The sequence below is a fragment of the Guptibacillus algicola genome, from assembly GCF_020171805.1.
GTDB classification, from domain to species: Bacteria; Bacillota; Bacilli; order Bacillales; family Guptibacillaceae; genus Guptibacillus; species Guptibacillus algicola.
Genome location: NZ_JAIVAF010000003.1, coordinates 384994 through 411277 on the forward strand (window position 1 = coordinate 384994; position 26284 = coordinate 411277).

General features: G+C 41.4%; 27 protein-coding genes. 19 read left to right on the top strand and 8 right to left on the bottom strand.

Annotated elements, in window-relative coordinates; all coding sequences use genetic code 11:
- Window positions 1-6: 6 nt before the first annotated feature.
- The 5 genes from cpaB to LCM09_RS09560 are packed head-to-tail and all read left to right on the top strand — an operon-like array spanning window position 7 to window position 5022.
- A complete protein-coding gene (gene cpaB, locus LCM09_RS09540) occupies window positions 7-597 on the top strand; it encodes a Flp pilus assembly protein CpaB (protein WP_224880976.1) in 591 nt (196 codons plus the stop codon).
- Window positions 594-1790, top strand: coding sequence for an AAA family ATPase (locus LCM09_RS09545; protein WP_224880978.1), 1197 nt, complete (start codon window positions 594-596; stop codon window positions 1788-1790). The genes cpaB and LCM09_RS09545 overlap by 4 nt, the downstream gene beginning before the upstream one ends.
- Window positions 1791-1802: 12 nt before the next feature.
- The gene (locus tag LCM09_RS09550; protein WP_224880980.1) at window positions 1803-3134 is read left to right on the top strand and encodes a TadA family conjugal transfer-associated ATPase; all 1332 of its coding nucleotides are present in this window, start codon (window positions 1803-1805) and stop codon (window positions 3132-3134) included.
- Window position 3135: 1 nt separating this feature from the next.
- Complete coding sequence (locus LCM09_RS09555) at window positions 3136-4095, top strand: type II secretion system F family protein (RefSeq protein ID WP_224880981.1); 960 nt, start codon at window positions 3136-3138, stop codon at window positions 4093-4095.
- 3 nt (window positions 4096-4098) lie between these two features.
- The gene (locus LCM09_RS09560; RefSeq protein WP_224880983.1) at window positions 4099-5022 is read left to right on the top strand and encodes a type II secretion system F family protein; all 924 of its coding nucleotides are present in this window, start codon (window positions 4099-4101) and stop codon (window positions 5020-5022) included.
- A 63-nt stretch (window positions 5023-5085) separates the two neighbouring features.
- On the opposite strand, the gene LCM09_RS09565 is transcribed toward LCM09_RS09560, so the two are convergent.
- Complete coding sequence (locus LCM09_RS09565) at window positions 5086-5769, bottom strand: bacteriorhodopsin (protein WP_224880984.1); 684 nt, start codon at window positions 5767-5769, stop codon at window positions 5086-5088.
- Window positions 5770-5989: 220 nt separating this feature from the next.
- Here LCM09_RS09565 and LCM09_RS09570 point away from each other — a divergent pair, with 220 nt between their 5' ends.
- From LCM09_RS09570 to LCM09_RS09595, 6 genes are all read left to right on the top strand, one after another.
- Window positions 5990-6526: a DJ-1/PfpI family protein gene (locus tag LCM09_RS09570; protein WP_224880985.1), complete on the top strand. Its 537-nt coding sequence runs from the start codon at window positions 5990-5992 to the stop codon at window positions 6524-6526.
- A 68-nt stretch (window positions 6527-6594) separates the two neighbouring features.
- On the top strand, window positions 6595-7281 hold the full coding sequence (locus LCM09_RS09575) for a response regulator transcription factor (RefSeq protein WP_224880987.1): 687 nt from the start codon (window positions 6595-6597) through the stop codon (window positions 7279-7281).
- The gene (locus LCM09_RS09580) at window positions 7281-8285 is read left to right on the top strand and encodes a sensor histidine kinase (protein ID WP_224882903.1); all 1005 of its coding nucleotides are present in this window, start codon (window positions 7281-7283) and stop codon (window positions 8283-8285) included. Before LCM09_RS09575 ends, LCM09_RS09580 begins: the two co-directional genes overlap by 1 nt.
- Before the next feature lie 99 nt (window positions 8286-8384).
- Window positions 8385-9146, top strand: coding sequence for an ABC transporter ATP-binding protein (locus LCM09_RS09585; protein ID WP_224880989.1), 762 nt, complete (start codon window positions 8385-8387; stop codon window positions 9144-9146).
- Window positions 9136-11055 carry an FtsX-like permease family protein gene (locus tag LCM09_RS09590; RefSeq protein ID WP_224880991.1) on the top strand — a complete coding sequence of 640 codons (1920 nt, stop codon included), beginning with the start codon at window positions 9136-9138 and terminating at the stop codon, window positions 11053-11055. Before LCM09_RS09585 ends, LCM09_RS09590 begins: the two co-directional genes overlap by 11 nt.
- Window positions 11056-11070: 15 nt before the next feature.
- Window positions 11071-11721 (top strand): Type 1 glutamine amidotransferase-like domain-containing protein, encoded by a 651-nt coding sequence (locus LCM09_RS09595; protein WP_224880993.1) that lies wholly within the window; start codon window positions 11071-11073, stop codon window positions 11719-11721.
- Window positions 11722-11812: 91 nt separating this feature from the next.
- Here the strand turns inward: LCM09_RS09595 and LCM09_RS09600 are convergent, their stop codons facing one another.
- From LCM09_RS09600 to LCM09_RS09610, 3 genes are all read right to left on the bottom strand, one after another.
- Window positions 11813-14233, bottom strand: a complete 2421-nt coding sequence (locus LCM09_RS09600) for a S8 family serine peptidase (RefSeq protein WP_224880995.1) — start codon at window positions 14231-14233, stop codon at window positions 11813-11815.
- Window positions 14234-14492: 259 nt separating this feature from the next.
- Complete coding sequence (locus tag LCM09_RS09605; protein WP_224882905.1) at window positions 14493-15131, bottom strand: STAS domain-containing protein; 639 nt, start codon at window positions 15129-15131, stop codon at window positions 14493-14495.
- A gap of 6 nt (window positions 15132-15137) precedes the next feature.
- A complete protein-coding gene (locus LCM09_RS09610; protein ID WP_224880997.1) occupies window positions 15138-15341 on the bottom strand; it encodes a hypothetical protein in 204 nt (67 codons plus the stop codon).
- Between the two features lie 124 nt (window positions 15342-15465).
- On the opposite strand from LCM09_RS09610, the gene LCM09_RS09615 reads away from it, so the two are divergent.
- Both LCM09_RS09615 and LCM09_RS09620 read left to right on the top strand, forming a co-directional pair.
- The gene (locus LCM09_RS09615) at window positions 15466-16257 is read left to right on the top strand and encodes a GNAT family N-acetyltransferase (RefSeq protein ID WP_224880998.1); all 792 of its coding nucleotides are present in this window, start codon (window positions 15466-15468) and stop codon (window positions 16255-16257) included.
- A gap of 61 nt (window positions 16258-16318) precedes the next feature.
- The gene (locus LCM09_RS09620; RefSeq protein WP_224881000.1) at window positions 16319-17284 is read left to right on the top strand and encodes a ring-cleaving dioxygenase; all 966 of its coding nucleotides are present in this window, start codon (window positions 16319-16321) and stop codon (window positions 17282-17284) included.
- Window positions 17285-17462: 178 nt separating this feature from the next.
- On the opposite strand, the gene LCM09_RS09625 is transcribed toward LCM09_RS09620, so the two are convergent.
- Window positions 17463-18074, bottom strand: a complete 612-nt coding sequence (locus LCM09_RS09625) for an acetate uptake transporter (RefSeq protein ID WP_263622904.1) — start codon at window positions 18072-18074, stop codon at window positions 17463-17465.
- Window positions 18075-18259: 185 nt separating this feature from the next.
- Here LCM09_RS09625 and LCM09_RS09630 point away from each other — a divergent pair, with 185 nt between their 5' ends.
- Window positions 18260-18670, top strand: coding sequence for a DoxX family protein (locus LCM09_RS09630; RefSeq protein ID WP_224881002.1), 411 nt, complete (start codon window positions 18260-18262; stop codon window positions 18668-18670).
- A 46-nt stretch (window positions 18671-18716) separates the two neighbouring features.
- Here the strand turns inward: LCM09_RS09630 and LCM09_RS09635 are convergent, their stop codons facing one another.
- Complete coding sequence (locus tag LCM09_RS09635; protein ID WP_224881004.1) at window positions 18717-20072, bottom strand: hypothetical protein; 1356 nt, start codon at window positions 20070-20072, stop codon at window positions 18717-18719.
- A gap of 396 nt (window positions 20073-20468) precedes the next feature.
- Here LCM09_RS09635 and LCM09_RS09640 point away from each other — a divergent pair, with 396 nt between their 5' ends.
- The 3 genes from LCM09_RS09640 (at window position 20469) to LCM09_RS09650 (ending at window position 23416) form a co-directional block, all read left to right on the top strand.
- On the top strand, window positions 20469-21692 hold the full coding sequence (locus LCM09_RS09640) for a GrpB family protein (RefSeq protein WP_224881005.1): 1224 nt from the start codon (window positions 20469-20471) through the stop codon (window positions 21690-21692).
- 19 nt (window positions 21693-21711) lie between these two features.
- Window positions 21712-21906 carry a hypothetical protein gene (locus LCM09_RS09645; protein WP_224881007.1) on the top strand — a complete coding sequence of 65 codons (195 nt, stop codon included), beginning with the start codon at window positions 21712-21714 and terminating at the stop codon, window positions 21904-21906.
- Between the two features lie 307 nt (window positions 21907-22213).
- A complete protein-coding gene (locus tag LCM09_RS09650; RefSeq protein WP_224881009.1) occupies window positions 22214-23416 on the top strand; it encodes an alanyl-tRNA editing protein in 1203 nt (400 codons plus the stop codon).
- 30 nt (window positions 23417-23446) lie between these two features.
- On the opposite strand, the gene LCM09_RS09655 is transcribed toward LCM09_RS09650, so the two are convergent.
- Window positions 23447-23665, bottom strand: a complete 219-nt coding sequence (locus LCM09_RS09655; RefSeq protein WP_224881011.1) for a DUF2642 domain-containing protein — start codon at window positions 23663-23665, stop codon at window positions 23447-23449.
- A gap of 168 nt (window positions 23666-23833) precedes the next feature.
- On the opposite strand from LCM09_RS09655, the gene LCM09_RS09660 reads away from it, so the two are divergent.
- Together LCM09_RS09660 and LCM09_RS09665 are read left to right on the top strand one after the other, a co-directional pair.
- Window positions 23834-24220 carry a VOC family protein gene (locus LCM09_RS09660; protein ID WP_224881013.1) on the top strand — a complete coding sequence of 129 codons (387 nt, stop codon included), beginning with the start codon at window positions 23834-23836 and terminating at the stop codon, window positions 24218-24220.
- 17 nt (window positions 24221-24237) lie between these two features.
- The gene (locus LCM09_RS09665) at window positions 24238-24636 is read left to right on the top strand and encodes a VOC family protein (RefSeq protein ID WP_224881014.1); all 399 of its coding nucleotides are present in this window, start codon (window positions 24238-24240) and stop codon (window positions 24634-24636) included.
- Between the two features lie 27 nt (window positions 24637-24663).
- Here the strand turns inward: LCM09_RS09665 and LCM09_RS09670 are convergent, their stop codons facing one another.
- Window positions 24664-26121, bottom strand: a complete 1458-nt coding sequence (locus LCM09_RS09670; protein ID WP_224881016.1) for an MDR family MFS transporter — start codon at window positions 26119-26121, stop codon at window positions 24664-24666.
- Window positions 26122-26284 lie beyond the last annotated feature (163 nt).

Below are 26284 nucleotides of genomic sequence, written 5' to 3' on the forward strand. Positions count from 1 at the left end.
GAGCATATGAAAACAAAGCGAATCTGGATGTGGTCACTCGTATTTGGGGTTATTGCAACAGGGATTGTCTATGTTGCCCTGTTTTCAAATATGGCGATTGTTACGTCTACGGGATCTGATTCAAATACCGAAGATGTTCCTGAGGTTGAAGAAGTGGTTGAAGCGGCACCTACAGTGATCGAGAGAGAAATGAGCAATGAGATGCTCGAAGTGAGTGAAGGAAAACGAGCCATTTCATTAAAAGTAACGCTTGAACAAGGGGTATCAGGATATGTTGTACCAGGATCTTTCGTAGATGTTGTTGCGTTTGAGACAACTGTAGACGAAGAAAAGAAGCAAGAGCTTAGAACAGCAAAGGTTGTTCTCCAAAATGTAAAGGTTCTCGGTTCCGGTAAAGCGTCTGACGCTGGGGAAGAGTCTCTTCTTTATGAAACTGTCACGCTTGAAGTTGATCCGAAACAAGGTGTTCAAATTAGTCTCGCTTCAACGGACGCCAACGGCTTTTACTTAATGTTGAGAAACGAAGAAGATAAGGCGATCGAAAAAGCTGAGCTGAAAGAATCAAGACAGGTTGTCGAAGGAGTTGTTTCGAAATGAGTGTAGAATGGTACTTTTATTGCGACTCAAACGGACGAGCTGAAAAGATTGAGACGTTTCTTTTAAAAAGAGGGCAGCACCTAACATGCTTTCAGACGCTCACTGATCTTCAGTCACGGTTGGAGGATACCTCGAACGCGACTCTCTTTCTTCAGCCAAATAACGTTTACAATGTATATGAACTAAGTGAAGAAATCTCTATCAAGCACCCTCACATCTATATCATTATTTTGTCTGAAGAATCCACTGAGAATACGAAGAAAGCCATGCATTCTGGAGCTTCGAATCTATTAACTCTCCCCATTCAAACAGAAGAACTCGTAGATGTTGTCACCCAGGCGCATCGCTACATGAATTATCGAGCAGAACAACAAGGTGTAAAAGAAAATCATGAGCTTAAAAACGATAGCCGCGTTATTTCCGTATGCAGCCCTCGTGGAGGGATCGGTCGTACGTTACTTACAACTAATCTAGCTTCTACCTTAGCACGTGAAGGAAAGATGGTCGCTGTACTAGATACGAACATTCAATTCGGAGATGTCACGATGTACTTTGACGTAAAGCCGAAAAACACCATTTATGAATGGGTGAAGGAAGGATATGACAAAGGGAGATTCTCCGTCACGCACTATTTAACGAAACATGACTCTGGTGTAGCGATCTTAGCGCCACCACCACGACCAGAGTTTTTTGAAATTATTACCGAACACCACATCGAAATGGCTATTACGGAACTAAGGAAAGATTATGATGTCATCATAGTCGATACTGCAGCAACAATTTCAGAAATCCACCTTAAAAGCCTCGTTCTATCGGATGATATCTTGTTGTTGATGACGAGTGACATTCCAACTGTCCGAAACACCAAACTTTACATGGAAACACTTGAGTCCTTGAAACTGATTGAGAAGATCGATCTTATTTTAAATAAAGATTCTAGAAAAACAGCGATTGACCAAAAACGTCTAGAAGAAATTCTTCAAAAACCGATCTTTTCCATGCTCCCAGATCAGCCTGGACCGGTAGCGGCTTCTATTAATGAAGGTTATCCGCTCGTATTAAAAGATGCGAAGAATGCTCTCTCAAAAGCCGTACTTTCGCTATCAACGAAATTGATGCCGGATGACCCAGAAGACATTCAGTCAGGTTTAAAGTCTATCAAATCGATGCGATGGCCTTTATTGAGTAGGTAGGAGGGGAATCGGATGTCTCTTTTTAAACGCTATGTTGATGTCCAGCCAGTTCAATCTGGAGAAGGAAATGTACAAGTTCCTGTGAAGACGAATGAGTATATTCAAATGGAAGCGAAGCTCCAAAACTATTTATTAGAAGAATTAAAGAAAAAGCAGTTTGATCGAGACGAAGAAACGAAGAAAATACGTGAATTAGGCAAAGCCTTCATCGACAAAGAAGGCGAGCGATTAACATTTGAAGAGAAGAAGAGCCTTCTAGGGACTGTCGAAGATGAACTGCTAGGGTACGGACCCATTACTCCTCTTCTTGAAGACGATTCGATCTCTGAGATTATGGTCAATGGACCATTCGATATCTATTATGAGCATCAAGGCAAGATCGTAAGGAGTGATTCATCGTTTCGAGATGATGCACATGTGGAACGTGTCATCGAACGAATCGTTTCCCCACTAGGACGTCGAATTGATGAAAGTTCGCCGATGGTTGATGCTCGTTTACCAGATGGATCACGTGTTAATGCGGTCATTCCTCCTTTATCATTGAAGGGGCCATCATTAACCATTCGTAAATTCTCTGCTACACCTTTTCAAATCTATGATCTAATCGATTACAACACCCTTAGTAATGAGATGGCAGAATTCCTAAGCATGTGCGTAAAATCGAGGCTCAATATCTTCATAAGTGGAGGTACAGGATCTGGGAAGACCTCTTCCTTGAACGTATTATCTTCGTTCATTCCGAATGACGAGCGAATTGTTACAATTGAAGATGCTGCGGAACTTCAACTCTCGCAAGATCACATCGTTGCTCTTGAAGCTCGACCTTCAAACATCGAAGGAAATGGAGCTATCACGATTCGTGACCTCGTTCGAAATGCTCTACGTATGCGTCCAGATCGAATCGTAGTTGGTGAGGTTCGTGGCGCTGAAGCACTCGATATGCTGCAGGCTATGAACACGGGTCATGATGGAAGCTTAAGTTCAGGGCACGCGAATTCACCTCGCGATATGCTTTCACGTTTGGAAACAATGGTTTTGATGGCCGGCTTTGACCTTCCACTACGTGCGATACGAGAGCAGATAGCAAATGCCCTCGACCTTATCGTGCACCAAGTTCGATTGAAGGATGGATCAAGAAAGATGGTGAAGGTTACTGAAGTCCTTGGAATGGAAGGAGATACGATCGTTCTTCAGGATCTATTTGTATTCAAAGAAGAGGGACGAAACAGTAAAGGTAAGATTGACGGTCGGTTCGTCACTACTGGGGTAAGACCTGGTTTTGCGGAAACGTTAGAGCAAAATGACTTTAAGCTGCCAGCTTCATGGTTCAAAGAGGAGTGGTGAAATGAATGAGATCATTCAATTAGGAGTATTATTCTTCATTTTCTCTATCACATTTTACTTCATAACCACCAAATGGAAGAAGAGGAAGAAAGCGAACACGAGAATCAATGATTTCGTGCCTGTAGGCTCAAAAGTAGTTGAGGAGAAGAGTGAAGAAAAGAAGCAAGTTTTGAAACCATTAATCATGAAACTATCACATTTGTTTAATGGAATAAAGTTCAGTAAAGAAACAGAGATAAAGCTTCAGCAGGCTGGAAGCACGTTAAAGGTCGAAGAGTTCTTCGTTGTAAGGCTCTTGCTCGCTACTGCTGCACCAATTCTTCTATTTATTCTTTCCTTTCCATGGTATCTCTGCCTTCTTTCCGTAATAATCGGATTTGTAGCACCTGAACGATACATGGTGAATAAAGCAAGAAAACGAAACAAACAGTTATCCTATCAGCTAGTCGAAGCGCTTGCTACAATGTCCAATTCGCTTCGAGCAGGATTTAGCTTTGTGCAAACGATGAAACTAATCGGAAAAGAAATGCCAGATCCAATCGGTCCTGAATTTGATCGATCTGTTCGAGAAATTGGGATGGGAATTCCCGTGGAAGAAGTGTTTCAGAACTTAATCACACGTCTTCCAAATAAGGAGCTTGAAGTGGTGATCCAGGCGATTCTGGCACAGCGAAAGAGCGGAGGGAACTTAGCGCAGCTCATGGATAATATGGAGGAAACCGTTAGAGGAAGAATACGAATTCTCGAAGAACTCAATACATTAACGGCTCAAGGAAAATTATCGTCGTGGGTCATTACTGCTCTCCCGATTGTTCTTACGTTGTATCTTTATTTTGTAAGTCCTGATTATTTTCAACCGATGATCGATTACCCATTAGGGTGGGTGTTACTTTCTGCAGGAACGGTTTCCCTACTACTAGGTTGGTTCATCATTCAAAAGATCGTACGAATTGAGGTGTAGCATATGATCAGCATGCTGTTTGCGATTTCTTCCGTAGTCTTCTTTATGCTTTTATTCACAGCAGTCTTTTCTACCATCTTCCAACGAGATATTGCGATTGAGTCACGCGCTGACGTCTACTTCGGGAAGTCTGAAGGAGTAGAAAAGAAAACAAAAAAACCTTCGAAAGGAATCACTCAAACGCTATTACGAAAGTTCTGGACGCTAAGTGTTGCGAGGCTTGGTAGAATGCTTGAGAAGAAGGATCATCGAAAGCTCGAGCTTATGATTCGAGAAAGTGGTTATGAAAAGTTATCACCGATTGAATTTCGTTTGATTCAAATTCTAGCAAGTATCACCGGTGGATTTCTTGCATTGCTGTTGATCGGACCTAACTCGGATGGCGGTTTTTCTGCTCTGATCTTGGCACTAGCAGTATCATTCCTGTTTTATCGCTATCCTATTTTTTACTTAGCTAAAAAGAAAGCGCAGCGTGTGAAGTTAATCAACAGGGAACTCTCTGACTTCTTTGATATGGTGAGCTTGCTACTTGAAGCTGGAGTTGGTCTTGAAGGAGCGATCACGGATGTGTGTGACCGAATGAAGGGCCCTTTATCCGCTGAGTTTAAGAAGACGTTAGATGAAATGAAGCGGGGAAAATCTAGACGTGAAGCATTTTACGATATGAAGAAACGTGTCCCATCTGATAGTTTTAGAAGTGTGATGACGTCGATTATTCAGGCTGATCATCTAGGTGTCGGGATGTCGAGAGTGATTATGAACTTAACAACGAGACTAAGGGAGCAAAGGCGTGAGATGGCACGAGAACAAGCGATGAAAGCTCCAGTCAAAATGTTGATCCCAATGATCTTATTCATTTTTCCACCAATCTTTATCGTTATTTTAGGTCCTATGGTGGTGAAGGTATTCATGGAAGGATTGGGATAAGAAAGATGGAGAGAGAACATACATAGAAAAAACCAGTATCTACACGACGGATACTGGTTTTTTCTATTGATTGAGTCTTCTGAGTCCATGGAGGTCTATGATGCCAAACCCTATTTTTGAGAATAGTGGCAGGATGATAAAGGAAAGAGCACTGACCATTTCCTGGGTTATATTCAGTCCAGTCGAACCAAGCAGCCAGGCAGTGGGATAGAGAACCCAGAATGACGTTAAGTATGCGGCAGTAAAGTTGTAATGACGTGATAAGCGTTTACCACCTGCTTTTGCCATTCTTCGAAGTGGCATCCAAAGAATGAACAAGACGATAATAAGTGCGATGATTCCAAAAGAATACCAAATATACTTCGTTCGTTCTGGTGAAAAGTCTGCGATCAGTCCAGTTAATATCATAAACACATCAGCAGAAACTAGTGCGATCAGTAGACCTTTGTTTTTCTTCTTCTCATAAAACATAGCTGTTAACGCGAGTGATAGCAGTAAAAGTGGTGTCGTTACTACCCAGTCAAGATAACGAGCGAAGTAAATCGTTCGATCCGCTCTTTCCACTACTCCTTGACCTAATGCGATCGATAGATACGCAGTCCCTGACCAAGCAGTGATGATCATGGCGATTACATATTCATAAAGTGGAACGTTCTTAGGTGATCGACTGAGGATGAAGAAGTAGATTGCGGCAGTGATCATCAATATAAAATAAATAATATGAAGCGTGACATCTAAATTAGACATAGTGTTTCTCCCCTATACATCGTCATAGTGATTCTTAGTATAGACAAGAAAGAGAAGGGCTAATCCGTATTCTAATAGATTATTGCGAGTTTCAAGATAGAAAGAAAGGATTATCCGCCTACTCTGAAGAACAGGTAGAAGTGTTTGGATTAAGCGTGTCAATGAAAGATTAGCGATTGATTGGGACTCAAAGCTCAATAAAAAAGAAGGAGTGTGTACCATGTATACTGGTATTCTCTTATATCACGGTTTCAGCGAGTATGAACTATCTGTACTTGTTTCAGTGCTAAAGCAGGGAAATAAGCCTGTTGTTTTTATCGGATTGGATCATGGACTTGTATCGGGAGAGGCAGGCATGCCTTGTTATCCGCAGTTTAGTATCAATCAAGTCGATCGGTTGCAGTTAGATAGTCTCGCCCTTCCTGGAGTAGATGATTTTGAACACCTTGTTGAGCATCATGATTTAAAGTATTTCTTGGAGAGTTTGAAGGGGAGAGAGTTATTGATCGGCGCAATTTCGAGTGCTCCCTATTTATTATCGATGAGCGGTTTGTTAGAAGGAAAGAAATATACAACGGGTCTGACGCGTGAGCAGCGTAAATTTCTAGCGACGTTCGATGAAGATTATTATTGTGATGCTCCCGTAATAAAGGATGAGCAGGTCATTACAGCGAGGGGTTCTTCTTATGTTGACTTTGCATTTCAGTTTGGTGAGTCACTTGGTCTCACGTTCGATCGGAGCTGGTATGGGAGATAGAGGAGAGCTCTAATTGTGTGGTACTATTAATACTGGGTAAAAATGACAGGTTAGCGTGGTGAAAGAATATGTTTAAGCTTTTTCTGATCGAAGATGATCAGTCGTTGTTTCAAGAAGTGAAAGATCGTTTAACACAGTGGTCGTACGACGTTTATGGAGTACGTGATTTTAGTGATGTGTTTAAAGAGTTTGTAGAGCTTAAGCCTGAATTAGTGATCATCGATATTCAATTGCCTAAATTTGATGGGTTTCACTGGTGTAGGTTAATTCGTGAACACTCGAATGTGCCGATCATCTTCTTATCGTCACGAGATCATCCTACCGACATGGTGATGTCGATGAACCTTGGGGCGGATGACTTCATACAAAAGCCGTTTCATTTTGATGTACTCGTTGCTAAGATAAAAGCGATTCTAAGGCGAGTGTATAATTACAACAATGACGACACCGATATGAAAACGTGGCTCGGAGCGACGGTAGATTATGGTCGCAATCAGTTATCGAGTGACAAAGGAATGGTCGAGTTAACGAAAAATGAAATCTACATTCTTAAAATTTTGATCGAACGAAAAAATAAGATTGTTAGTCGAGACGAATTGATTACGATGCTCTGGGAAGATGAAAGGTTTGTGAGTGACAATACGTTAACTGTTAATGTAAACAGGTTAAGAAAGAAGCTAGCTGAAATTGGTCTTGGTAATTCGATCCTGACCAAGGTCGGTCAAGGATACATGGCAGTGGAGCGGATCTCTTGATGGTAAAAGCATTTCTTATCGAGAGAAGTAGTTGGATCATGTTGTTCGTTTCTCTTCAACTATTGCTTCTATTAATCTCGTACCTTGATGCTTCGATTGCACTCACTTCGATGACTTACGTTGTTTTTCTCTCCACCCTCATCATGACGGTATTCTTCATCATTCGGTATCGGATTGAAACGGCATTTTACCGCAAGCTTAGGGACAGAGAGAACGACCTTGAATTATGGAGTCTTCCTGAGGCGAACAGTCCTTTTGAAAAGGTTGTGGAACAAACCATTGCACTGGAGATCGAAAAGCTTCAAGAAGCCATTTCGAAGAAGCAGATAGCGATCGAGCAAGAAAAGGATGACTTGCTATCGTGGATCCATGAAGTGAAGACACCACTGACAGTGATGTCTTTAATGATCGAACGACTCGAGGACAAGGAAGCAAAGGCAGAGCTTACGTACGAGTGGCTTCGCATTCACTTGTTATTAGATCAACAGCTTCATAGTAAACGAATTTCTTTCATTCAAAGTGATGTATACATAGAGCGAGTCGACCTCGAGAGCACGTTATTCGGGGAAATAAAAACATTACGTTCATGGTGTATACGTAAAGGGATCGGATTTGAAATCGATCTTGAAGTAGAGGAAGTGTTGAGCGATGCGAAATGGCTTGCTTTCATCATGAGGCAGCTCTTAACGAATGCCGTGAAATATAGTAACTCTTCAGATCTTTCTATCACGAGTAGTATTAGCGGAAACCAGACAGTCCTAAGAATTAGAGACTATGGCCAAGGAATCGATTCACAAGACTTACCACGCATTTTCGATAAAGGATTCACGTCCACAACAAGACACTCCGATCATGCTGCGACTGGTATGGGCTTATACTTAGCGAGAAAAGTAGCAGAAGCTTTACATATTACACTTGAGGTGCAGTCAGAGTCTGGGGTTGGAACAACAGTGACCGTCATTTTCCCGAGCGCTAACGAGTTTGAATCGACGAGGGGCGTGTGACAATAGTGTCACATGCTTCTCTGTTTTGTTAGGTGATTGAAAGGAAAAGCTTCCTCATCTCTATTAAACTGAAGTCATCGAATAAGAGGAGGTCGTGACATGATCGTGTTAGAAGCAACGAAACTACATAAGAGCTACGGCAATAAGTTCACGAAACATGAAGTGTTAAAAGGGATTGATTTACGTATTGAACAAGGTGAGTTCGTGAGCATTATGGGGGCATCTGGATCTGGGAAAACAACATTACTGAACGTGTTGTCATCAATCGATCGCATCAGCCAGGGATCGATCAAAGTCCAAGGTAGGGAAATATCGAAACTAAAAGAAAAGGAGCTAGCAAGCTATCGAAAGCATGAGCTAGGGTTCATCTTTCAGGAATACAACCTGTTAGATACGTTAACAGTGAAAGAGAACATCCTGTTACCACTCTCGATCAAAAAGGTATCGAAGAAGGAAGCGAATGAAAAGTTTCACGAAGTAGCGAGAGAGTTAGATATAGAGAGTATAAGTGAGAGTTATCCAAATGAAATCTCAGGAGGTCAAAAGCAGCGTACGTCTGCAGCTCGTGCATTCATCCATGATCCGAGCATCATTTTTGCCGATGAACCAACAGGTGCACTAGATTCTAAGTCTGCTTCTGATCTGTTAACGAAATTAAGCGATATGAACGAGAAGCGAAAAGCTACGATCATGATGGTCACTCATGATCCAGTGACGGCAAGCTTCAGTTCGCGTGTCATCTTTATTAAGGATGGAAGTATCTATACGCAGTTGAATAAAGGGGAGCAAACAAGACAGGCATTTCTTAAGGATATTATGAAAACGCAGGGAGTACTCGGTGGGGTGTCGTATGAGTACTAAACAGCTTATTCTTCGTAACTTACAGAAGAATGTAAAGAACTACTACCTTTACCTCTTTGCGCTTGTTTTTACAGTTGCCCTTTACTTTACGTTTGTTACATTACAATTTGCTCCGGCTATCAGCAGTAAAGAGTCGATTAATCTAGCTGCAATGATCCGAACAACGTCTATCTTTTTGATCGTTATTATCGGTGTCTTTCTCTTTTACGCGAACAACCTTTTCATTAAGCGTAGAAGTAAAGAAATCGGTCTGTTTCAACTTATCGGGATGACGAAGAGCCGAATCTTTTTCATCATCTCATTGGAGAATGCAATCGTGTTTCTCTTTTCGATTGTGATCGGTACATTCATAGGCTTTGCACTATCAAAATTCATACTGATGATTTTTTTCAAAGTGATTGGGATCGAGGAATCAGCAAGTTTATTCTTTTCCATGAATGCGTTTTGGTTAACGCTACTCGTATTCAGCGTCATCTTTCTACTTGTTATGGTGATGAACTATGTGTTTCTTAAAAGAAGAACCATTCTACATTTATTTAGCGTGACGACAACGACTGAAGAGCGTGTGAAAAAGATTTCGATTTGGGAGATCCTCATGGGGATCTTAGGAATTGTATTTATTCTTCTCGGATACTACGTATCTTCAAAGCTATTCGATGGGGATTTTAATGATTTTCAGCAGATGATGAATGCGATGGTTTCGATTCTTGGGTTAGTGATCGTTGGGACGTACTTGTTTTATAAAGGATCTGTTCGATTTATTACGAATCTGATCCGACGTCAGAAAAATGGTTATCTTGACGTCAATGAGGTTCTCTCACTTTCATCGATTATGTTTCGGATGAAATCGAACGCCTTTATGTTAACTGTGATCACAACTGTATCTGCCGTTGCGATAGGGTTGCTTTCATTAAGCTACATATCGTTCTATTCAGCTGAAAAAAATGCAGAGATCAGCATTCCCGATCACTTTGCGTTTACGGATGAGGGAGATGCGGAACGATTTGGGAAAACATTAAAGGAGAATTCGATTCCATTTGTAGAAAAAAGGGTTGAATATGTTCAGAAGGAGTTAGATATCTCGTCACTAATTGATACTGATTTGGAATTAACCCTTGATACATCGAACTCATTTATGACTCTTATTAGTGAGGATGCTGTATCAACTATGTCTCTTCGGGAAGACGAAGTGATGTTTACTGGATATAATCATATGGTCGAGGCAATCATGCCTCTTAAAAAGAAAGGAACTGTTTACGTAAGCAGTGAAGGGACCTCAATACCATTAACTTATATGGGTTTAGAAGATGAGTATATTTTGAATACACGTGTGTCTCCAGGAGGATTACCTACAGCTGTCGTAGACGAGAAGCTTTTTTCGAAGATTCGAGAGGGAGAATCATCAACTGATTCTTATGTTGGTATCAACGTAACGAAGAGTAGTACACGTGAAGAAGCCAACACATTGTTCCACGATCTTGGTCTTCACAAAACACACCAATCTCAGTTAGATCTTGCAACAACTCAAAAGCAAAACATGGGGTTAGTCATGTTCATCGTGGCTTACCTAGGGCTTACTTTCCTTATTACTTCAGGATGCATCCTGTATTTTAAACAGATGGATGAAAGTGAAGAGGAGAAGCCGAGCTATCGTATTCTTCGTAAACTTGGGTATTCAAAACGAGATTTACTTAGAGGAATCGCAGGCAAGCAGGTGTTCAATTTTGGTATACCACTGATTGTCGGTTTACTGCACAGCTATTTTGCAGTTCGATCCGGATGGTTTTTCTTTGGAACAACATTATGGACGCCGATGATTATCGTTATGGTGTTATATACAATTCTTTACTCCGTTTTTGGACTACTTTCTGTAAAGTATTTTAAAAAGGTAATCCGAGAAGTGTTGTAATGAAAGGGGAACGTGATGTTGGGTGAGTTGATTTTATCGGGTGGTGGGGATGCCATTCAAACACGAGAGATGAATCGTTATTATGTTCGTTCATTAGACGAAAAGAAATCGGTTCTATATATCCCGCTAGCTGGGGATGAAAACTATCGCTCTTATGACTCTTGTTATGAGTACACATGCAGTTTATTTCCTAATACTAAAGTAACGATGTGGACGGATTTGAGAGAGAAAACGTATGATGACATGAGGTCTTTTTCAGGTGTGTACATGAGTGGTGGATCTGTTAACAAACTCCTTGCAGAACTCGTTACAACGGGTTTTGATACTCTATTAAAAAAGTTCTTTGCCGACGGCGGCATCATTTATGGACAGAGTGCAGGGGCAATCGTGCTTGGTGAGAATATGAAGATCTATGAGGAATCTGAACCGAAACCAACTAGTTTGAAAGAATTAGAAAGTCTAAAGCTCGTTGGAGGTTATGTGATCTTCTGCCACTATATAAAAGAACATGAAGAAAAGGTGAAAGCATTTGTGAATGAGAATGGAGTTCCTATTCTAGCGATTCCAGATGGTACAGCTGTGGTAGCGAGTGAAACCAGCTTTCATACAATTGGAGAGAAGCCTGCCTACCTATATGATCGAGATGGTAACAAAGCAATTTTGTAGGTGAAAAAAAGCGGCACTCCAATCCCTATGGAGTGCCGTTCTATCTCCAACTATTGTCGTAAGGGGGGAACTCTCACGACGGATAGTAGAATTAATAGTTATGAAAGAATCGTGTCATCGCAACAGCGAATTCTCCGCGAGTTACGTGTTCAGTAGGAGCGAATGAAGCATGTATGGTTGGCTCTAAGTCATATGGTTCCTGTGTTGATGAGAACTGTGCATTTAGAATACCAAGGTCGAGAGCAAGCTGAACATAGCCTTTTAATTCAGCAGGAATATCACCACCATCAGAGATTGAAAGTCGTTCACCACTGTATGCAACGGTTACGTCGCCATCAAAATGTTGAGCTTGTTCCTGTAAGCCTAAGCTTTGAACAAGTGAGTAGGCGAGTTCAGCGCGAGAAACAGTTCCATTAGGATCAAATGTACCGTTCATCTTGGTTAGCATTACACCATTAAAGGTATGTGCCCCCTTTAGAGCGGCGCCTTTTGCAAGAACGGCTTCAATTGCTACGTTGTTTGTGGTTTGCTCAACTTGACGAATACCTGAACCCATCACAAGGTAGGAGGCGAGGTCAACGCGCTTTAGCTCATGATCTGGGAAGAACTTTCCGTCTGTCTTAGCATCGAACAGACGCTCTACAATGCCGAGCTTGATTGCAGATTCTGCAGGATGACCGCCAATATCAGATAAACCTGAGAGTGTACGTGATGTTTTTTGTGTTAGGGTGCCTACTACTTCTTCAGGAAGTGCTGCACCTGGATAAGCACTTACTTCTAGGTCCCATGTACCTGGAACAGGGTTATCAACTGTAATTGTATTTACAAGGTCGATACTGTAGGTAGGGTTGAATCCTGATTCGTACACTTCACCATTCGGGTCAGTGATGGTGAAGACGAGAGGATTTCCACCTTCTTCTGTGTAGAGATCGCCATCAGCATACATTTTTGCTACGAGCTGAGCTTGATTCTGTTGAACTGTAAACGTCGTCGTGTTTGTAGACGTGGGATTATAGTCAATCCTGTAATTTTCTCTAATGACTTCCATAGAGCTTGAAGCATTGAACGACTGGTCTTTGTTAACTGTGGAGCCATATGTTTTGTTCATGTCCATCGCAAGATCAACGGCGGCGTATGCATTCACGTAACCAGAACCAACTTCATATGCCTCACGTCCAGGCATGTTTGTTGCAGTTTTACTAATGATATCTTTTACTTCAGACGGCGATAAATTCGGATTTGCATCCAATAGTAACGCTGCTACACCTGCTACATGAGGCGTAGCCATTGATGTTCCTTGAAGTGTCGTGTAATAAGGAAGATAAGCTGTAGGAATCAAATTCGTATCTTTGCTAGCATTCAGTACACCAACTGGTGATAGCGTTCTTGCTGAAATGATCTCTACACCAGGAGCTGTAACGGTAGGCTCATCTTTCCACGTCCATGTTTCTCCATCGATTTCAAACGTTTCACCAACACCTCTTGTTCCACGAGAAGAGAAGCTTGCGAGCGTTCCGTCCTTTTTGCCTGCTGCTACAGAAATCACCCATGGTGCTTTTGCGTAAGGGTTATGCGTGTCTTCATCAGGCCCTGCATTACCGGCAGCGAACAAGACTGTGATGTCGTTGTCGTAACATAGCTTTGTCGCAACGTTTACTGGGTCGTCCACGAAGAAGTCATCGTTCGATCCCCATGAATTTGTAATGACCTTTATGTTGTAGCGATCTTGATGCTCAATTGCGTAATCAAATCCACCAATAAGGTCAAGAATTAGTACTCCGCCACCTGACCCATATCCAATCATATCTGCGCCAGGTGCAACTCCCTCATATAGCCCCGCTGAAGCTGCGCCAGTTCCGCCAACTGTTCCTGCTACGTGAGTACCGTGACCGGAGTTCGTATCCGTGTTCGCAACATCTTCAACGTAGACAACTGGTGCTAATCCTGTTGAACTTGGCATGTTCGTAGTACCCATTACGTTCTGAACGAGGTTTTTTCCAAGCTTCATATCTGGGTGAGTGCCATCAACACCACTGTCATTTACGACTACCCCAATGTCTTTTCCTGAGACAGGTAATCCACCGTTTGTTTTTCTCATAGCATCATCTGTACGAACTTTGTTGACCCCAGTGAGATCTGTTGAATCGCCATTATAAAATTCAACTTTTCGGTTGAGGTAAAGTGAGCGCACCTCATCATGCTTTGCTAGTTCTTCGATTTGTTTCGTCGTAGCTAATACACCAGCAATGGGTAGAGCGCGCATCGTTATGCCCGTATTTATACCAAGTGATTTAAGAAGGTCAACATTCTCTGTTGAAGGTGCATCTTGTCCATGGAATGTGACGATCACATTAATAAGACCGGTGTTATTTTTCATTTCTTCAACTAACTTTTCGTCCAATGTGGTTTGACTAGCTGGAGAATTCGCATTGGTGTTGTTAGCAGGTAGAAAGAGTCCTACTACTAAAACAACAGCCATACACAATGTTATTAAATAATGATTACGTTTCAAGTCATCCGCTCCTTTTATACAGAAATTTCAGAAATTAGTATACTTCAATTATTTCATTGTGCTATGAGTTTATCTATTAGCAGAAGGGTATATTTTAGAGAAGGAAAAGTAGTAGATGGAGTAGTTCTTAAGGTGTAGGAGGGGGCAACATAAGCTTTTGTATTTGTGTTTGTATAAGAAAATTAGCAAATACTGATCGGAAATAGAAGGGCTGGCTTACAGTTTTACAATAAAAAAACAGACCCTTGGGAGAGTCTGATTAATCATCATTCTTTATTAGTTGATACCCGATATAGTCTAGTGCTTGACTAAGGTTGGCGCTTACTTCAATATGTTCAAAGTCGCTATTGGATTGTACAGCTTTCATCGCAAGCTGAGGACGAATGCCAGTAATGATCATTTGAACACCTACGAGATCAAGTGATTTGCTAATCTTAAGGAGATTGTTCATATTGTTTTCATCGATGTCATGAAGTCCTGAGAGATCAAGCAAAATATATTCAAGGTTTTTCTTAACACTTTGTGATAAAGCGGTCTCGATTATTCTTTCTGTTCTCTCTTCATCCACATCACCGATAATCGGTAAAATCGCGACTTCACTTGAGATCGGGACGAGCGGTACAGAGAGTGTTTCGATGCTAGAATGTGCCTTTTCTAATTCAAGAACATTCCCTAATAAACTTGCCATCGACTTCATGAGTGCTATATGGTCATCCTCAAAATGATGTGGACGACTATCCATGGCACAAAGCGTGCCGAAATTTTCACCATTTCGAAAGTTGATTGGGACTCCGACTAATGAGCCTCCACCAAGACTTTTCGTAACATCCATATCTTTCGTAAAACTATTCGTAGTCAAATCATCAATGATGAGCGGTTCACGACCAGCTCGTACAATGAATTGTCAGTAAGAGTCACGGTATAAGGTTTGGTAACCTGATTCGAGAAGAATGTCTTCACGGTTGAAAGACTCGAGAATATCTACGTTTTGTTTATCGTTTTTTGCGACAAAAAACGTATTCACATCGATGAATTTACTGATGAGCTCAAGCACTTCTTTAGCTGCTTCATTTATATTGTTGTAGGCAGGAGTTTGTGTCGTCTCCATACGTCTCCCCCTTTCTTATTTCATTATGTATTCTGTACATATTTTCATGGTAACACACATTGAAGAAAAAGGTATTGTTAACACTGTATCGAAATACGGGAACGAATTGAAAGGAAGGTTTTATATGAGTATTGAGAAACGATTGGTAGATAATTTTGTATATAAAGTTTCATACTTTGCGAAGCGGATTGAAACCATGAGCGTTGCGGAAAGTGATTCCATAACGATCGTAGATGCTGGCTTGCCATCAGACACGTTCAACGTTATTGGAATACAAAATAAAGAAGCGTTATTTGCAGTTAGATTTCATGACGCACTAAGCTTGTTTAAGAGAAAAAAGTACCCTCTAAGCGTCTGGTATTGGAATACAGATGACTGGACGTTCGAGAGTGAACTACAAAAGCATGGCTTGGAAGAAGCAGAGACCAATATTGCCATGGTCAAAGAATTTGGAAATGAAGAACCTTCCCCAGTGTTACCTCGTGATTTTGAAATCAAAGTAGTCGAAACGTGTGAAGACGTATCTCGGTTTGGTGCCTTGATCGCTTCGTTTTTCGGAGAGTCACAAGAAGGGAGAGCAGTCAAAACTTATTATGAAAAGGTAGCTTCTTCAGTTGATATGAAGTCGTCAGACCTGAAGTTATACATCGGTATGGCAGAGGGAAAACCAGTTACAACAGGGTCGATCATTGTAGCGAAAGATAGCATCGGAATCTTTGACATGGGAACATCAGAAGTTGAACAAGGTAAAGGATATGGTTCAACGATGTTTCGTTATCTTCTACATGAAGCAGCTCAGTATAAGAAGAAGTGGTGTTTCCTTCAAGCGTCTCAAGAGGGAATCGGAATTTACAAAAAAGCTGGTTTCGAGTCGATTGGAGAAATGAAGGTTTATGGCGTGAATACCTTTAATTAAAATATATTGATTCGAGATAATCTCCATTTATAATGATAGTGAAGATAAAGGAGTGATAAGAATGCACTTATTAGGAGTACACCATGTTTCCATTTTAACTGGAAAAGCGGAAAGAAATTATGAGTTCTTCACAAAGATATTAGGTATGAGATTAGTTAAAAAAACCGTGAACCAAGACAATACAGAATCGTATCATCTCTTTTACGCGGATGGCGAAGGTACACCAGGTACAGATATCACATTTTTTGATATCCCTGGCTTGGGTAGAACATATAGAGGGACATCCGATATTTCATCTGTATCATTAAGAGTGAAAACGTCAGAATCCCTTCATTTCTGGAAGGAACGTTTTGAGTCGTTCGACATAAAGCATGAAACTATTAGAAAGAGAGCAGGCCGCAATTCTCTTAGCTTTGAGGACTTTGATGGAACAAGACTGATTCTTGTTGCTGATGATGGAGAAGAAGGCGTACGGTCCGGAACGCCATGGGAACGAGATGATATCCCGACTGAGCACAGTATCGTTGGCCTTGGTCCGGTCACGCTAACTGTTGAAGACCCTAAGCCAACGGTTCAAGTGTTAACAGAAGTGATGGGCTTTAGAGAAAATGGATCTTATCCTTCACCAGAGGAAAAAGGTGAAGACATTCTTGTTTATTCCACCGGAGAAGGTGGGAGCGGTGCAGAAGTGCATATCGAAGTACGCGAAGATCTTCCTAAAGCACGCCTTGGAAGGGGTGGGGTTCACCACGTTGCTTTCCGTGTACCGAATGAAGAAGAGTATAGCAAGTGGGCTGAACGATTGAATGACTACCGCTTACCAAACTCTGGTAAAGTTGAACGCTACTATTTCAAAGCTCTTTACTTCAGAGAACCGAACGGCATCTTATTTGAACTGTCCACGGATGGACCAGGGTTCGCAACGGATGAACCGTTAGAAACAATGGGTGAGGAATTAGCACTACCACCTTTCCTCGAACCAAAACGTGCTGATATCGAAAGAAAGCTTAGACCGTTGGAGTTTTAATATAAGAATGTGGGGTTTAAATTCCCATAACAGGCTATCTAGAATATTAGAAGCCTGTTTTTTTATCTTTTAATCGTTTAAAAAAATGGTATGGTGCTAAGTTATTCTTCAGTCACTCTGTGTTTTGAGCAACCTAAAAAAGAGACCTCCGAAAGGTCCCTTTTTATCATGCTTGCCTCTATTTAAATACACCGAACGGTTTTCCGACAGGAAGCGTCACCTTGCCAAAGTGAGTGTTTAATACGCTTGCCGCAGATCCGTAGAAGCTGAAGATCGCGATTAGAAGTTCTGAAACAGCTGCGAATAGGTGCATCGCTTCAGGGGCAACTCCTAGCGTTGATAACGCAAGTCCGATGAATAGACAGTCGATGAGGACGAAGATGATGAAGAGCACTTTATGTGTTTCCATTGCTCCGATCGTCATGAACAAGCTGAAGATCAAATACCCGATGTACGCGATGCCCAGCTGGTTTGGATCGACTGCACTTGCTGCTGCATCTCCAAATACCCCGTACTGGATCAACCAGGATGTACCGATTCCAAGCCAGAAAAGTCCGAACGCGCCAAACGCAGTTGTTCCAAACGTATTGTTGTGCTTTGCATCTAGCATACTAGCAAACAGTTGAGCGATTCCTCCTAGAAAAATAGCCCACGGTAATATGAATGAAACGCCGTCAGTCAAACCGAGCTTCGCTGAAGAAGCGACGAGTGTTACCATTGCTAAGCCGAATAGACCGATGGCTGAAGGGTCAGCTACTTTAATTTGAACGTGCTGTTGTGATTGATTCATGATGTAACCTCCTATAAAACATACTTGACCACTTTACACAATAAAAAGCGGGTATGCAATAGGAAATTATATGGAAGCGCATACTTTAATGAAATGAAGAGTGTAAGGATGCTTACTTCTTCTTTTGAAGTAGAACGTTATAGTTAAAGTGAAAACATCTTTATCAAAAAAGGAGGAGTACGATTATGAACAACAACAAAGTCGAATATGGATTATTAGTTGCGCGCGTTGTCCTCGGTGTGATTATGTTGGCCCACGGTATTCAGAAGTGGATGGGGATCGAGGGAGTCGTAGGGATGTTTAAAGACATGATGGGGCTTCCTGGATTTCTTGCTTATTTTACTGCAACGGTTGAAGTAGTGGCAGGTGCCGCCCTTATTCTTGGAATCTTTGTTAACATCAGTGCAATCTTAATTGGAATTATTATGGTAGGTGCAATTGTAACAGTGAAGATTCCGATGGTTGGATTCTTTGGAAACGGTCAAATGGCAGGATGGGAGTTTGATTTATCTCTTCTAGCATTAGCCGTACTATTAGCGTTAACGGGTAGCAACTTGTTTGCGCTAGGTGGAAAGAAAGATAGTAGAGATTCATAAAGAACAAAAGCCCTTGTGCTAAAGTTTTAGCACAGGGGCTTTTCCGTTAGTGGCTATCTTTGTATTCTTGTAACATATCAGTCTGTGATTCTAACTCGACAGCACTGATGGAACCTTTTTCTTCAGTCGAGATGAATGAAATCATATTTCCTCCAGTATGATAAACATGATAATACTCACCCCGTAATTCATTTAAAAACACTTCATCTGGATCGCCGAACTGGCAGGTTAGTTGCTCATATGGGATAGCTGGCCCTTCAGATAACGCGTTGTAACGCATGTTGAAGATCTTTTTATCAACCGTTAAGTATGCATACGTATTATTAAAGAAAGCAGGGATTCCTTCGAAAAACCAATCGTCATACTCGAGCGCAGGGTTAGATGCTTTTAACTCATCTTCTGTCATGCCGAGGAAGATTGAAGCATCTTTCAAATGTCCTTTCTCTGCAAAAGTGAGGAGATCTGAATGGAAAGGAGCAGATGAACAGCTGTTGTTTTCTCTTGTTGCAGTTGGTAGATTTGGAGGATCATCAGTCATCGTAAATTCACCAGAGAACTCAACAGCTGCACCGTGGTAATACAAACACGAATCTTCTTCAAAGGTAATGACATTATCTTTCATTGTGAACGTTCCTTTACACTCAGGTTGATCATTATCTTGAAAGATTGCTTCGTTCCCGTTCGCTTTTGCCTTTCCAGTAAGGTTCCCAACATGACCGCCGCTGCTCACATCAAAGGAAAACATGAACGAGTCGGGTGTGACGTTATAGATGCTTAAGTTCCCCTTATCGAAACGAGCATCGATGTAGAGCGCTTCTTTCCAATTTGAAATTGATTCATCCTCTGGTTCTTCTTTAGCTGATTCTGCATCAGCTTCGGAATCTGATTCTTCTTCTGTTGCAGATTCTTCTGTTGTAGATTCATCTGTTGATTCTGAGTCTGCGTGCGTTTCAGAACCGATCTGGATAAACGTATACGTACCATCGAACGAAACGTTTGCATCTGCAATGTTTTGACATTCTTCAGTAGCCTGTACAGAGATAGCTTCTTTTTCCTTCGTAAACGTAACAGTACATTCCTCGTTGTCTGGATGAGTAAAGACTGCTTCATCGTCCCCACTCGTGGTGCCTGCTAGTTCGCCAACATCTTGTCCATCATAGGCAAATAATGAAAATGCGAACGATGCGCCACTCGGATCACTGATGTCGAGAGTTCCCATGATGTTTCCATTCTCTTCCCATTTGTAGGTTCCTTCACTCCAAGTCGCTGTTGTTCCGGCTTCAACTGCTTCAGGTTCCTTTGAGGCTTCGCTTTCCTTCGCGGTATCCTTTCCAGGTAGCAAATTACAAGAGGTAGCTAGAATGAGAGATAGAAATAAAAACACTAGACGCAAAGGTCTCATATGGTGCCTCCCGATCTATGGTATTTGATGGAATTAATTATACATAAACTCTAGTAAAAGAAAGGGCTATCGGTGTCGAGAACAAAATTTTTTTACTGTCTATTTTAGAAGAAATTCATTGTCTGCTTTTAGGAGATTTCCGGGGAAATGATTGCAGGAAGTCGAATGACAATGTTCTAGTTGCAAAGATTCATCCACTATTAAGAATCGTGATATGCCTGGTTTGAAGCCGACAAAATTCTTCTCTTTCCTAATCATGTAAGAATTGATAGAAGGGATTTCACATGTGAAATGGAAGATAGTAGGGGATGAAGAGTGCGATGGGAGCGATACCGATGTAAGAATGAGTTATACAACGAGATTACAATAAATGAGAACTCAGGAGGGACCATCGGTATGAAAGAAATCGTAACGTTTAAAAGTGAAGAGTATTTCCGTGATCGAGCAGAAGAAGTTGTTCAAAAGCATGCTGAAATCATTACGCGCGCCATTCCTACTGCAGACGTCCATCACGTAGGGAGTACGGCCGTCAAAGGGTCGCTCACGAAAGGTGATGTTGATCTGCAGATTCGTGTGGATGAAGCTGCATTTGACTACGCAAGGTCATTTTTAGATCAAACGTATGCTCGAAATGAAGGAAGTAGTCAAACATCATTCTTTGGGGCGTATGAGAAAGAAGATGAGATCTTACCACTTGGGCTTCAATTGACGCTAAATCATTCTGTTGTCGACAACTTTTGGAAAGTGACGCGCTTTTTCAAGGAAAACCCAGACATAACGGAGAATTATAATAGATTGAAACTGGCGCATGATGGAAAGGATATGGACATTTATCGTGATGAAAAGGCGTTGTTCATGCGTAACCTTCTTGAGTCAGAGAGCTATCAGGAACTTTCTCGAAGATACGAGCTCTATGACAAAGTGAAAATCGTAAAGGGTGAGAAGTTTGTAACGTTTGAAGAGCTTCATCATTTAAGCGAGTTAGAGATCAAAGAGTTCGTTAGTGCTATTCTTAACGACCCTGAATTACTGGATACGTCTACACTTAATATTGTTATCAGTGGTCAAGAGGATGTATGCAACGATCTGATCGATGTTGGGTTTTCATTACACGATGAGACAGTGCAGGTGACACATGATCTAAAAACAGAAATTGAAAGAACGACTCTATACACCTTCGTATCGTTACATGAATTAACGAAAGATAAGTATAAGAAGATATGGGGTGAGGCGATGACCGATACGTTCAACGCATCTTCTAGTCTTTCGATCGATGATCAGTTAATAAGTGTTGAACGTGAGCTCGGTTCTGATTACAAAGATAGTTGTATGATCGTTTATGAAGGTAAGAAAGCAATCGGTGTTGTCATGCCCCATATCGAACCAGGTACAAAAGCTGAAGGAAGGTTGTTCTATTTTGGATTAGTTCCTTCTGAAAGAGGTAAAGGAAAAAGCAAAGAGATTCATAGGCAATGCTTGCGGCTACTTCGGGATGAATTTGGGGCAACGTCTTATATAGGAAGTACGAGCGTTCGCAATCTTCCGATGATGAAGACATTTTATGCGAACGGGTGTAAAGAAACTCAGAGGAATAGGGTCTATACGTTAAGAAGAATATGAACAGGTAGGTGATTGAAAGATGATAGCGTATTTGTTGAAGCATTGGGTACCGTTTGCGCTTGGGTGTATCGTAGCTATCACTTTAGTAGATCTACTGAAAGGCGAGCGCATTAGCTGGCCCTTCATCATGTTGTTTTGTCTCGGTAGTTTGATTATGTACATCATCCTCTGGCAATTTAAGAAAGGGGAAGAGGACAGTAAGTTTTCTGGGTGAATGATTGGATTATCGATATGATCCATTGATGTGGTATCCTTTTACTATCGTTAACAAAAGTGAAAGGTAGTTGTCTTTTATGGATTTTATTTCAGATAACATTATGGTGTTTGGGATTTTGTTTTTGATCATCGCCATTCTGCTCTCAAAGTTTACAAAGAAAAAGTAATGTGTGGGCTTGAGGATGAATTCCTCAAGTCTTTTGTATGTGAGGGAAGATGCTCACAGGTGATTTATGCAAAAAGTGCAGGTAGAACGAAGGTCATGATAGTATAAACCTAATATGCATGTAGAAAGAAGGGTTCGAATGACTGTTAAATTATATTACAAAGATCCATACATACGAACGTTTGAAACTACGGTTAAAAACGAACAGATCGATGAACAGGGTAGATACGTGGTGCTTCACGAAACAGCTTTTTATCCAACTGGAGGAGGACAGCCTCATGATGTTGGAACCATCAATGGTGTTAGAGTAAAGGACGCTCAGGAAGTGGATGGAGAGGTTCGTCATTATGTTGAGGAATCACTTCAAAGTCAAGAAAAGGTGACAGGTGAAGTCGATTGGGTTCGTCGCTTCGATCACATGCAGCAACACGCGGGACAGCATCTATTGTCTGCCTCGTTTGAGGATTTGTTTGGGTATAAAACCGTGAGTTTTCATCTCGGGCAAGAAACATGTACGATCGATCTCGATGTTCCTAAACTTACCGAAGAAGAAGCTAAACGAGCTGAGGAATCCGCGAATAAGATTGTTCTAAAGAATACCGAAATCATTTCAAAATGGGTTTCACCAGATGAAGCTCAGCAGTATCCACTTCGTAAGCAGCTTTCTGTTTCGGAAAACATCCGTCTCGTCATGATTCCAAAAGTGGATTATAGTGGCTGCGGCGGCACACATCCAGCTTTCACTGGAGAAGTCGGTGGCATCAGTATCTTAAAGTGGGAGAAGCAGAAAAAGCAAGTTAGGGTAACGTTCGTTTGTGGTCAGAGAATGATCGATGAACTTTATAAAAAGCAAAAAGTGATGGAGACACTTACAAAAACACTGAGTGTTCCAGAAGAAAATGTTGGGGAAGCTACTAAGCGCTTGCTGCAACAAACAAACGATCAGGAAAAAACGATCGATAACATGAAAGAAAAACTCTTAACATATGAAGCGGAAAAGCTCGTAGCGACACCACATACTGTAGGACACAATCAAGTTGTACAGCTCATTTCTTATGAGTATGGTATGAAGGAACTTCAAAAGCTAGCAAAGATCGTACTGAACGAAAACTCTTCTGTAATCGTCCTCCTCATTAGTGAAGTAGGAGGGAAAATACAGATCGTTTGCGGTAGAGGCTCAAATCTTACTCTTGATATGAATCTTGTACTTAAAGAAGTGCTACCTGTTATAAACGGTAAAGGTGGCGGTAAAAAGGACTTTGCGCAAGGCGGCGGAGAGGCGATTCGCTCTGCAGAAGATGTTATGAAAGAGTTACTAAATAGGTGTACTGTTAAGGTTTAATGAATGGGAAGCACATATGTGCTTCCTTTTTTATTGAGGCAATATGGCGATGATTTGATTAAGGTGGACTGAGACCATTTCATCGTAATGGCAAAGGACGATGAGGTTAGGTTGCACGTCGACTAGGATGCCTCGAAGTGTGTCTTTTTTTGTTTGTACGATCAGGTTCTTCCCTACACTAACGTGAAGGCGGTTCAAAAGAAATGGGTCAGCTACAGAAGCATATCTGCTCTTCGTTCGATTAGTCATGCTCAGTACTCCCTTATTCGCACTAGGATTCAACAGAACATGGTATGCTAGAAAATCGTTTTGGAAACTCGCAAAAAATAATACAGAATTATCAAAAAACAACTTTAATAAGAACGAACGTTCTGGTAAGATATAAAAGTACGATACATATTTTAGGAGGCGATCGAAATGGTGTTTGAAATGACGATTCAAGTACGAGTATCTGACATGACGGAAGGAATTTCGTGGTACAGTGGACTTTTTGCGAGGAAGCCAGATTTTGCACCACACAATGGAATTGTTGAGTGGGAGATCTTCCCGGGGAGCTGGCTACAGCTTGCAGAAGGAACGCCTGCTGTTGGAAGCGGTCCACTAAGATGGGGTGTTGAAGATATAGAAGCTGAGCGCGAGAGGGTAATGAAAAGATTAAATGTAAGTCACTTTGAAATCCATTCAAGAGAAGAAGTTCCAGTGAAATGGGGAACTTTCGAGGATCCATGGGGAAACCGTGTAGGATTCTATGAATACCTAAACAAAGAAGAGCAAGCACAGCGGATGGAAACGATTTTTGGGTAGGGTTAGGAGGATGTGGTATGGCTTCGTTAATTAAGCGAGTTGGTACAACCTATATCCCAGTCGCAAATCCCGCGAAAGCTTCAGAGTGGTATCAAGAAACCCTTGGCGCTGTAGAAACCTATCGAGATCAAGATAAAGCGATTCTAGATTTTGCAGATCAAAGCTTCTTTCTAGTAAAAGCAATGGAGGGGGCAAGAGTAGGGTTCACAGATTATAAAGGGAACGTGCTGTTTTGTTTGACTTTTGAAGTTGATGGCTTGGCCATGTTGCAAGATTTGCATGCATTACTTCTGGAACGTGACGTGGATGTAGGAGAGATAGAAGATCGTGGACATGTCGGCAATAACTTTGTGTTCAGCGACCCTGACGGAAATCTTTTTGATGTATGGAGTGAGCTAAGTCCTAAGTTTCAATAAAAAAGACTCGTCCGTGTGGACGAGTCTCTACATATTAACCGACTTTGAATGTTCGCTGTCTACTTCTTCTGTTGCTTCTTGCTCTGCCACCTCTTCTTCAGGACTGTTCTTTCTAATATAGAAAGAGAGCAATAGTCCGATGAACGTTAGCGCGACGATGACGATGAACGCGACTTTTACACCATATATATCTGGGTTCGCAATCGAAGGTTCTTGTTGTGCTGATTGAGCAGTTGTCGTCATGACTGTAACGAGTATAGCTGTTCCCACAGATGCTGTGATTTGGCGCATCGTATTATTCATCGCTGCACCATGAGGAATGAGTCGTTTTGGCATCTGATTCAATCCTGCTGTAGTGACTGGCATCATCACCATCGATAAGCCGAACATACGGATCGCATACATGACGGTTAGAAACGTAATCGTTGTCGTCGTATCGATGAATGCAAAACCAAAGGTTGACGCTGTAACAATTGTCAGTCCGATGATCGCGAGTAACCTTGCACCGAACTTATCGAAAATGCGACCGGTGATCGGAGACATAAAGGCCACGATGATTGCGCCAGGTAAAAGTACTAACCCTGATTCAAATGCAGTGAAATCTCTCATGTTCTGCATATAAAGAGGAATCAATGTTTCTGCACCGATTAAGCCTAGGAACATAATCATTCCTATTAGTGTTGTGATTGTAAATATCTTATCTTTAAACACTCGGAATTCAAGCATTGGATGAGACATTTTTAATTGTCTCACGATGAATATAGTGAGTGTAATTGTTCCAACTAACAGAACTACTAATGTCAGCGGGCTTCCCCAACCATAGTTTCCTGCGCTCGTAAATGCATAAAGCAAACCACCGAAACCGATCGATGATAGAATGATTGAAATCGGATCGACCTTTGGTCGTGTAAGCTCTGTCACATTCTTCATGATAAAGTATGCTATTACGATAATCATGATTGCGAGGGGCAAAATAGACCAGAACAGAAGACGCCAAGAGTAGTTTTGGGTCATCCAACCTGATAGGGCAGGTCCAATCGCCGGAGCGAATGAAATGACGAGCCCGATATATCCCATCGCAGCACCACGCTTGTTAACTGGGAAAATCATGAGAAAGACTGTTTGCATCAATGGAAGCATCACGCCGGCACCGGCGGACTGTATGACTCGACCCATTAACAATACGCCAAAGTTTGGAGCTAATCCACCCACTATCGTTCCGACGGAGAAGATTCCCATCGCTACAATAAATAATTGCCTAGTAGTAAATCGTTCGAGTAGAAAGGCGCTCACTGGAATCATGATTCCATTCACGAGCATGAAGACCGTCGTTAGCCATTGAGCGGTATTTGCTGTAATGTTCATCTCATCCATAATAGGCGGTATGGCTGTTATCATAAGAGTTTGATTTAATATCGTAATGAAAGATCCTGCAAGTAACAGTGCAGCAATCAGAATTTTATTATAAGGTTGAGTAGTCGTCACCTCGAAACCTCCTCTCAATTTGGTTTGTAACGTTTGTATCAAATGAATACTGTTTCACTAGTTTAGTAGGTTCTCTATAATCAATTATCAAATTATACTCCTTATTCTCTTGCGTGACAAACACCTTGATTGATAGAAATTTAGAAAAAATCCCACTAAAAAA

What these genes read in the sequence shown, in the direction of transcription:
- LCM09_RS09615 (WP_224880998.1), top strand. Translation starts at nt 15,466, where the DNA reads ATGAGTATTGAGAAACGATTGGTAGATAATTTTGTATATAAAGTTTCA.
- LCM09_RS09545 (WP_224880978.1), top strand. Translation starts at nt 594, where the DNA reads ATGAGTGTAGAATGGTACTTTTATTGCGACTCAAACGGACGAGCTGAA.
- LCM09_RS09630 (WP_224881002.1), top strand. Translation starts at nt 18,260, where the DNA reads ATGAACAACAACAAAGTCGAATATGGATTATTAGTTGCGCGCGTTGTC.
- cpaB (WP_224880976.1), top strand. Translation starts at nt 7, where the DNA reads ATGAAAACAAAGCGAATCTGGATGTGGTCACTCGTATTTGGGGTTATT.
- LCM09_RS09575 (WP_224880987.1), top strand. Translation starts at nt 6,595, where the DNA reads ATGTTTAAGCTTTTTCTGATCGAAGATGATCAGTCGTTGTTTCAAGAA.
- LCM09_RS09550 (WP_224880980.1), top strand. Translation starts at nt 1,803, where the DNA reads ATGTCTCTTTTTAAACGCTATGTTGATGTCCAGCCAGTTCAATCTGGA.
- LCM09_RS09635 (WP_224881004.1), bottom strand. Translation starts at nt 20,072, where the DNA reads ATGAGACCTTTGCGTCTAGTGTTTTTATTTCTATCTCTCATTCTAGCT.
- LCM09_RS09610 (WP_224880997.1), bottom strand. Translation starts at nt 15,341, where the DNA reads ATGGAGACGACACAAACTCCTGCCTACAACAATATAAATGAAGCAGCT.
- LCM09_RS09555 (WP_224880981.1), top strand. Translation starts at nt 3,136, where the DNA reads ATGAATGAGATCATTCAATTAGGAGTATTATTCTTCATTTTCTCTATC.
- LCM09_RS09660 (WP_224881013.1), top strand. Translation starts at nt 23,834, where the DNA reads ATGGTGTTTGAAATGACGATTCAAGTACGAGTATCTGACATGACGGAA.
- LCM09_RS09625 (WP_263622904.1), bottom strand. Translation starts at nt 18,074, where the DNA reads ATGAATCAATCACAACAGCACGTTCAAATTAAAGTAGCTGACCCTTCA.
- LCM09_RS09570 (WP_224880985.1), top strand. Translation starts at nt 5,990, where the DNA reads ATGTATACTGGTATTCTCTTATATCACGGTTTCAGCGAGTATGAACTA.
- LCM09_RS09580 (WP_224882903.1), top strand. Translation starts at nt 7,281, where the DNA reads ATGGTAAAAGCATTTCTTATCGAGAGAAGTAGTTGGATCATGTTGTTC.
- LCM09_RS09620 (WP_224881000.1), top strand. Translation starts at nt 16,319, where the DNA reads ATGCACTTATTAGGAGTACACCATGTTTCCATTTTAACTGGAAAAGCG.
- LCM09_RS09565 (WP_224880984.1), bottom strand. Translation starts at nt 5,769, where the DNA reads ATGTCTAATTTAGATGTCACGCTTCATATTATTTATTTTATATTGATG.
- LCM09_RS09665 (WP_224881014.1), top strand. Translation starts at nt 24,238, where the DNA reads ATGGCTTCGTTAATTAAGCGAGTTGGTACAACCTATATCCCAGTCGCA.
- LCM09_RS09645 (WP_224881007.1), top strand. Translation starts at nt 21,712, where the DNA reads ATGATAGCGTATTTGTTGAAGCATTGGGTACCGTTTGCGCTTGGGTGT.
- LCM09_RS09650 (WP_224881009.1), top strand. Translation starts at nt 22,214, where the DNA reads ATGACTGTTAAATTATATTACAAAGATCCATACATACGAACGTTTGAA.
- LCM09_RS09560 (WP_224880983.1), top strand. Translation starts at nt 4,099, where the DNA reads ATGATCAGCATGCTGTTTGCGATTTCTTCCGTAGTCTTCTTTATGCTT.
- LCM09_RS09640 (WP_224881005.1), top strand. Translation starts at nt 20,469, where the DNA reads ATGAAAGAAATCGTAACGTTTAAAAGTGAAGAGTATTTCCGTGATCGA.
- LCM09_RS09655 (WP_224881011.1), bottom strand. Translation starts at nt 23,665, where the DNA reads ATGACTAATCGAACGAAGAGCAGATATGCTTCTGTAGCTGACCCATTT.
- LCM09_RS09595 (WP_224880993.1), top strand. Translation starts at nt 11,071, where the DNA reads ATGTTGGGTGAGTTGATTTTATCGGGTGGTGGGGATGCCATTCAAACA.
- LCM09_RS09590 (WP_224880991.1), top strand. Translation starts at nt 9,136, where the DNA reads ATGAGTACTAAACAGCTTATTCTTCGTAACTTACAGAAGAATGTAAAG.
- LCM09_RS09585 (WP_224880989.1), top strand. Translation starts at nt 8,385, where the DNA reads ATGATCGTGTTAGAAGCAACGAAACTACATAAGAGCTACGGCAATAAG.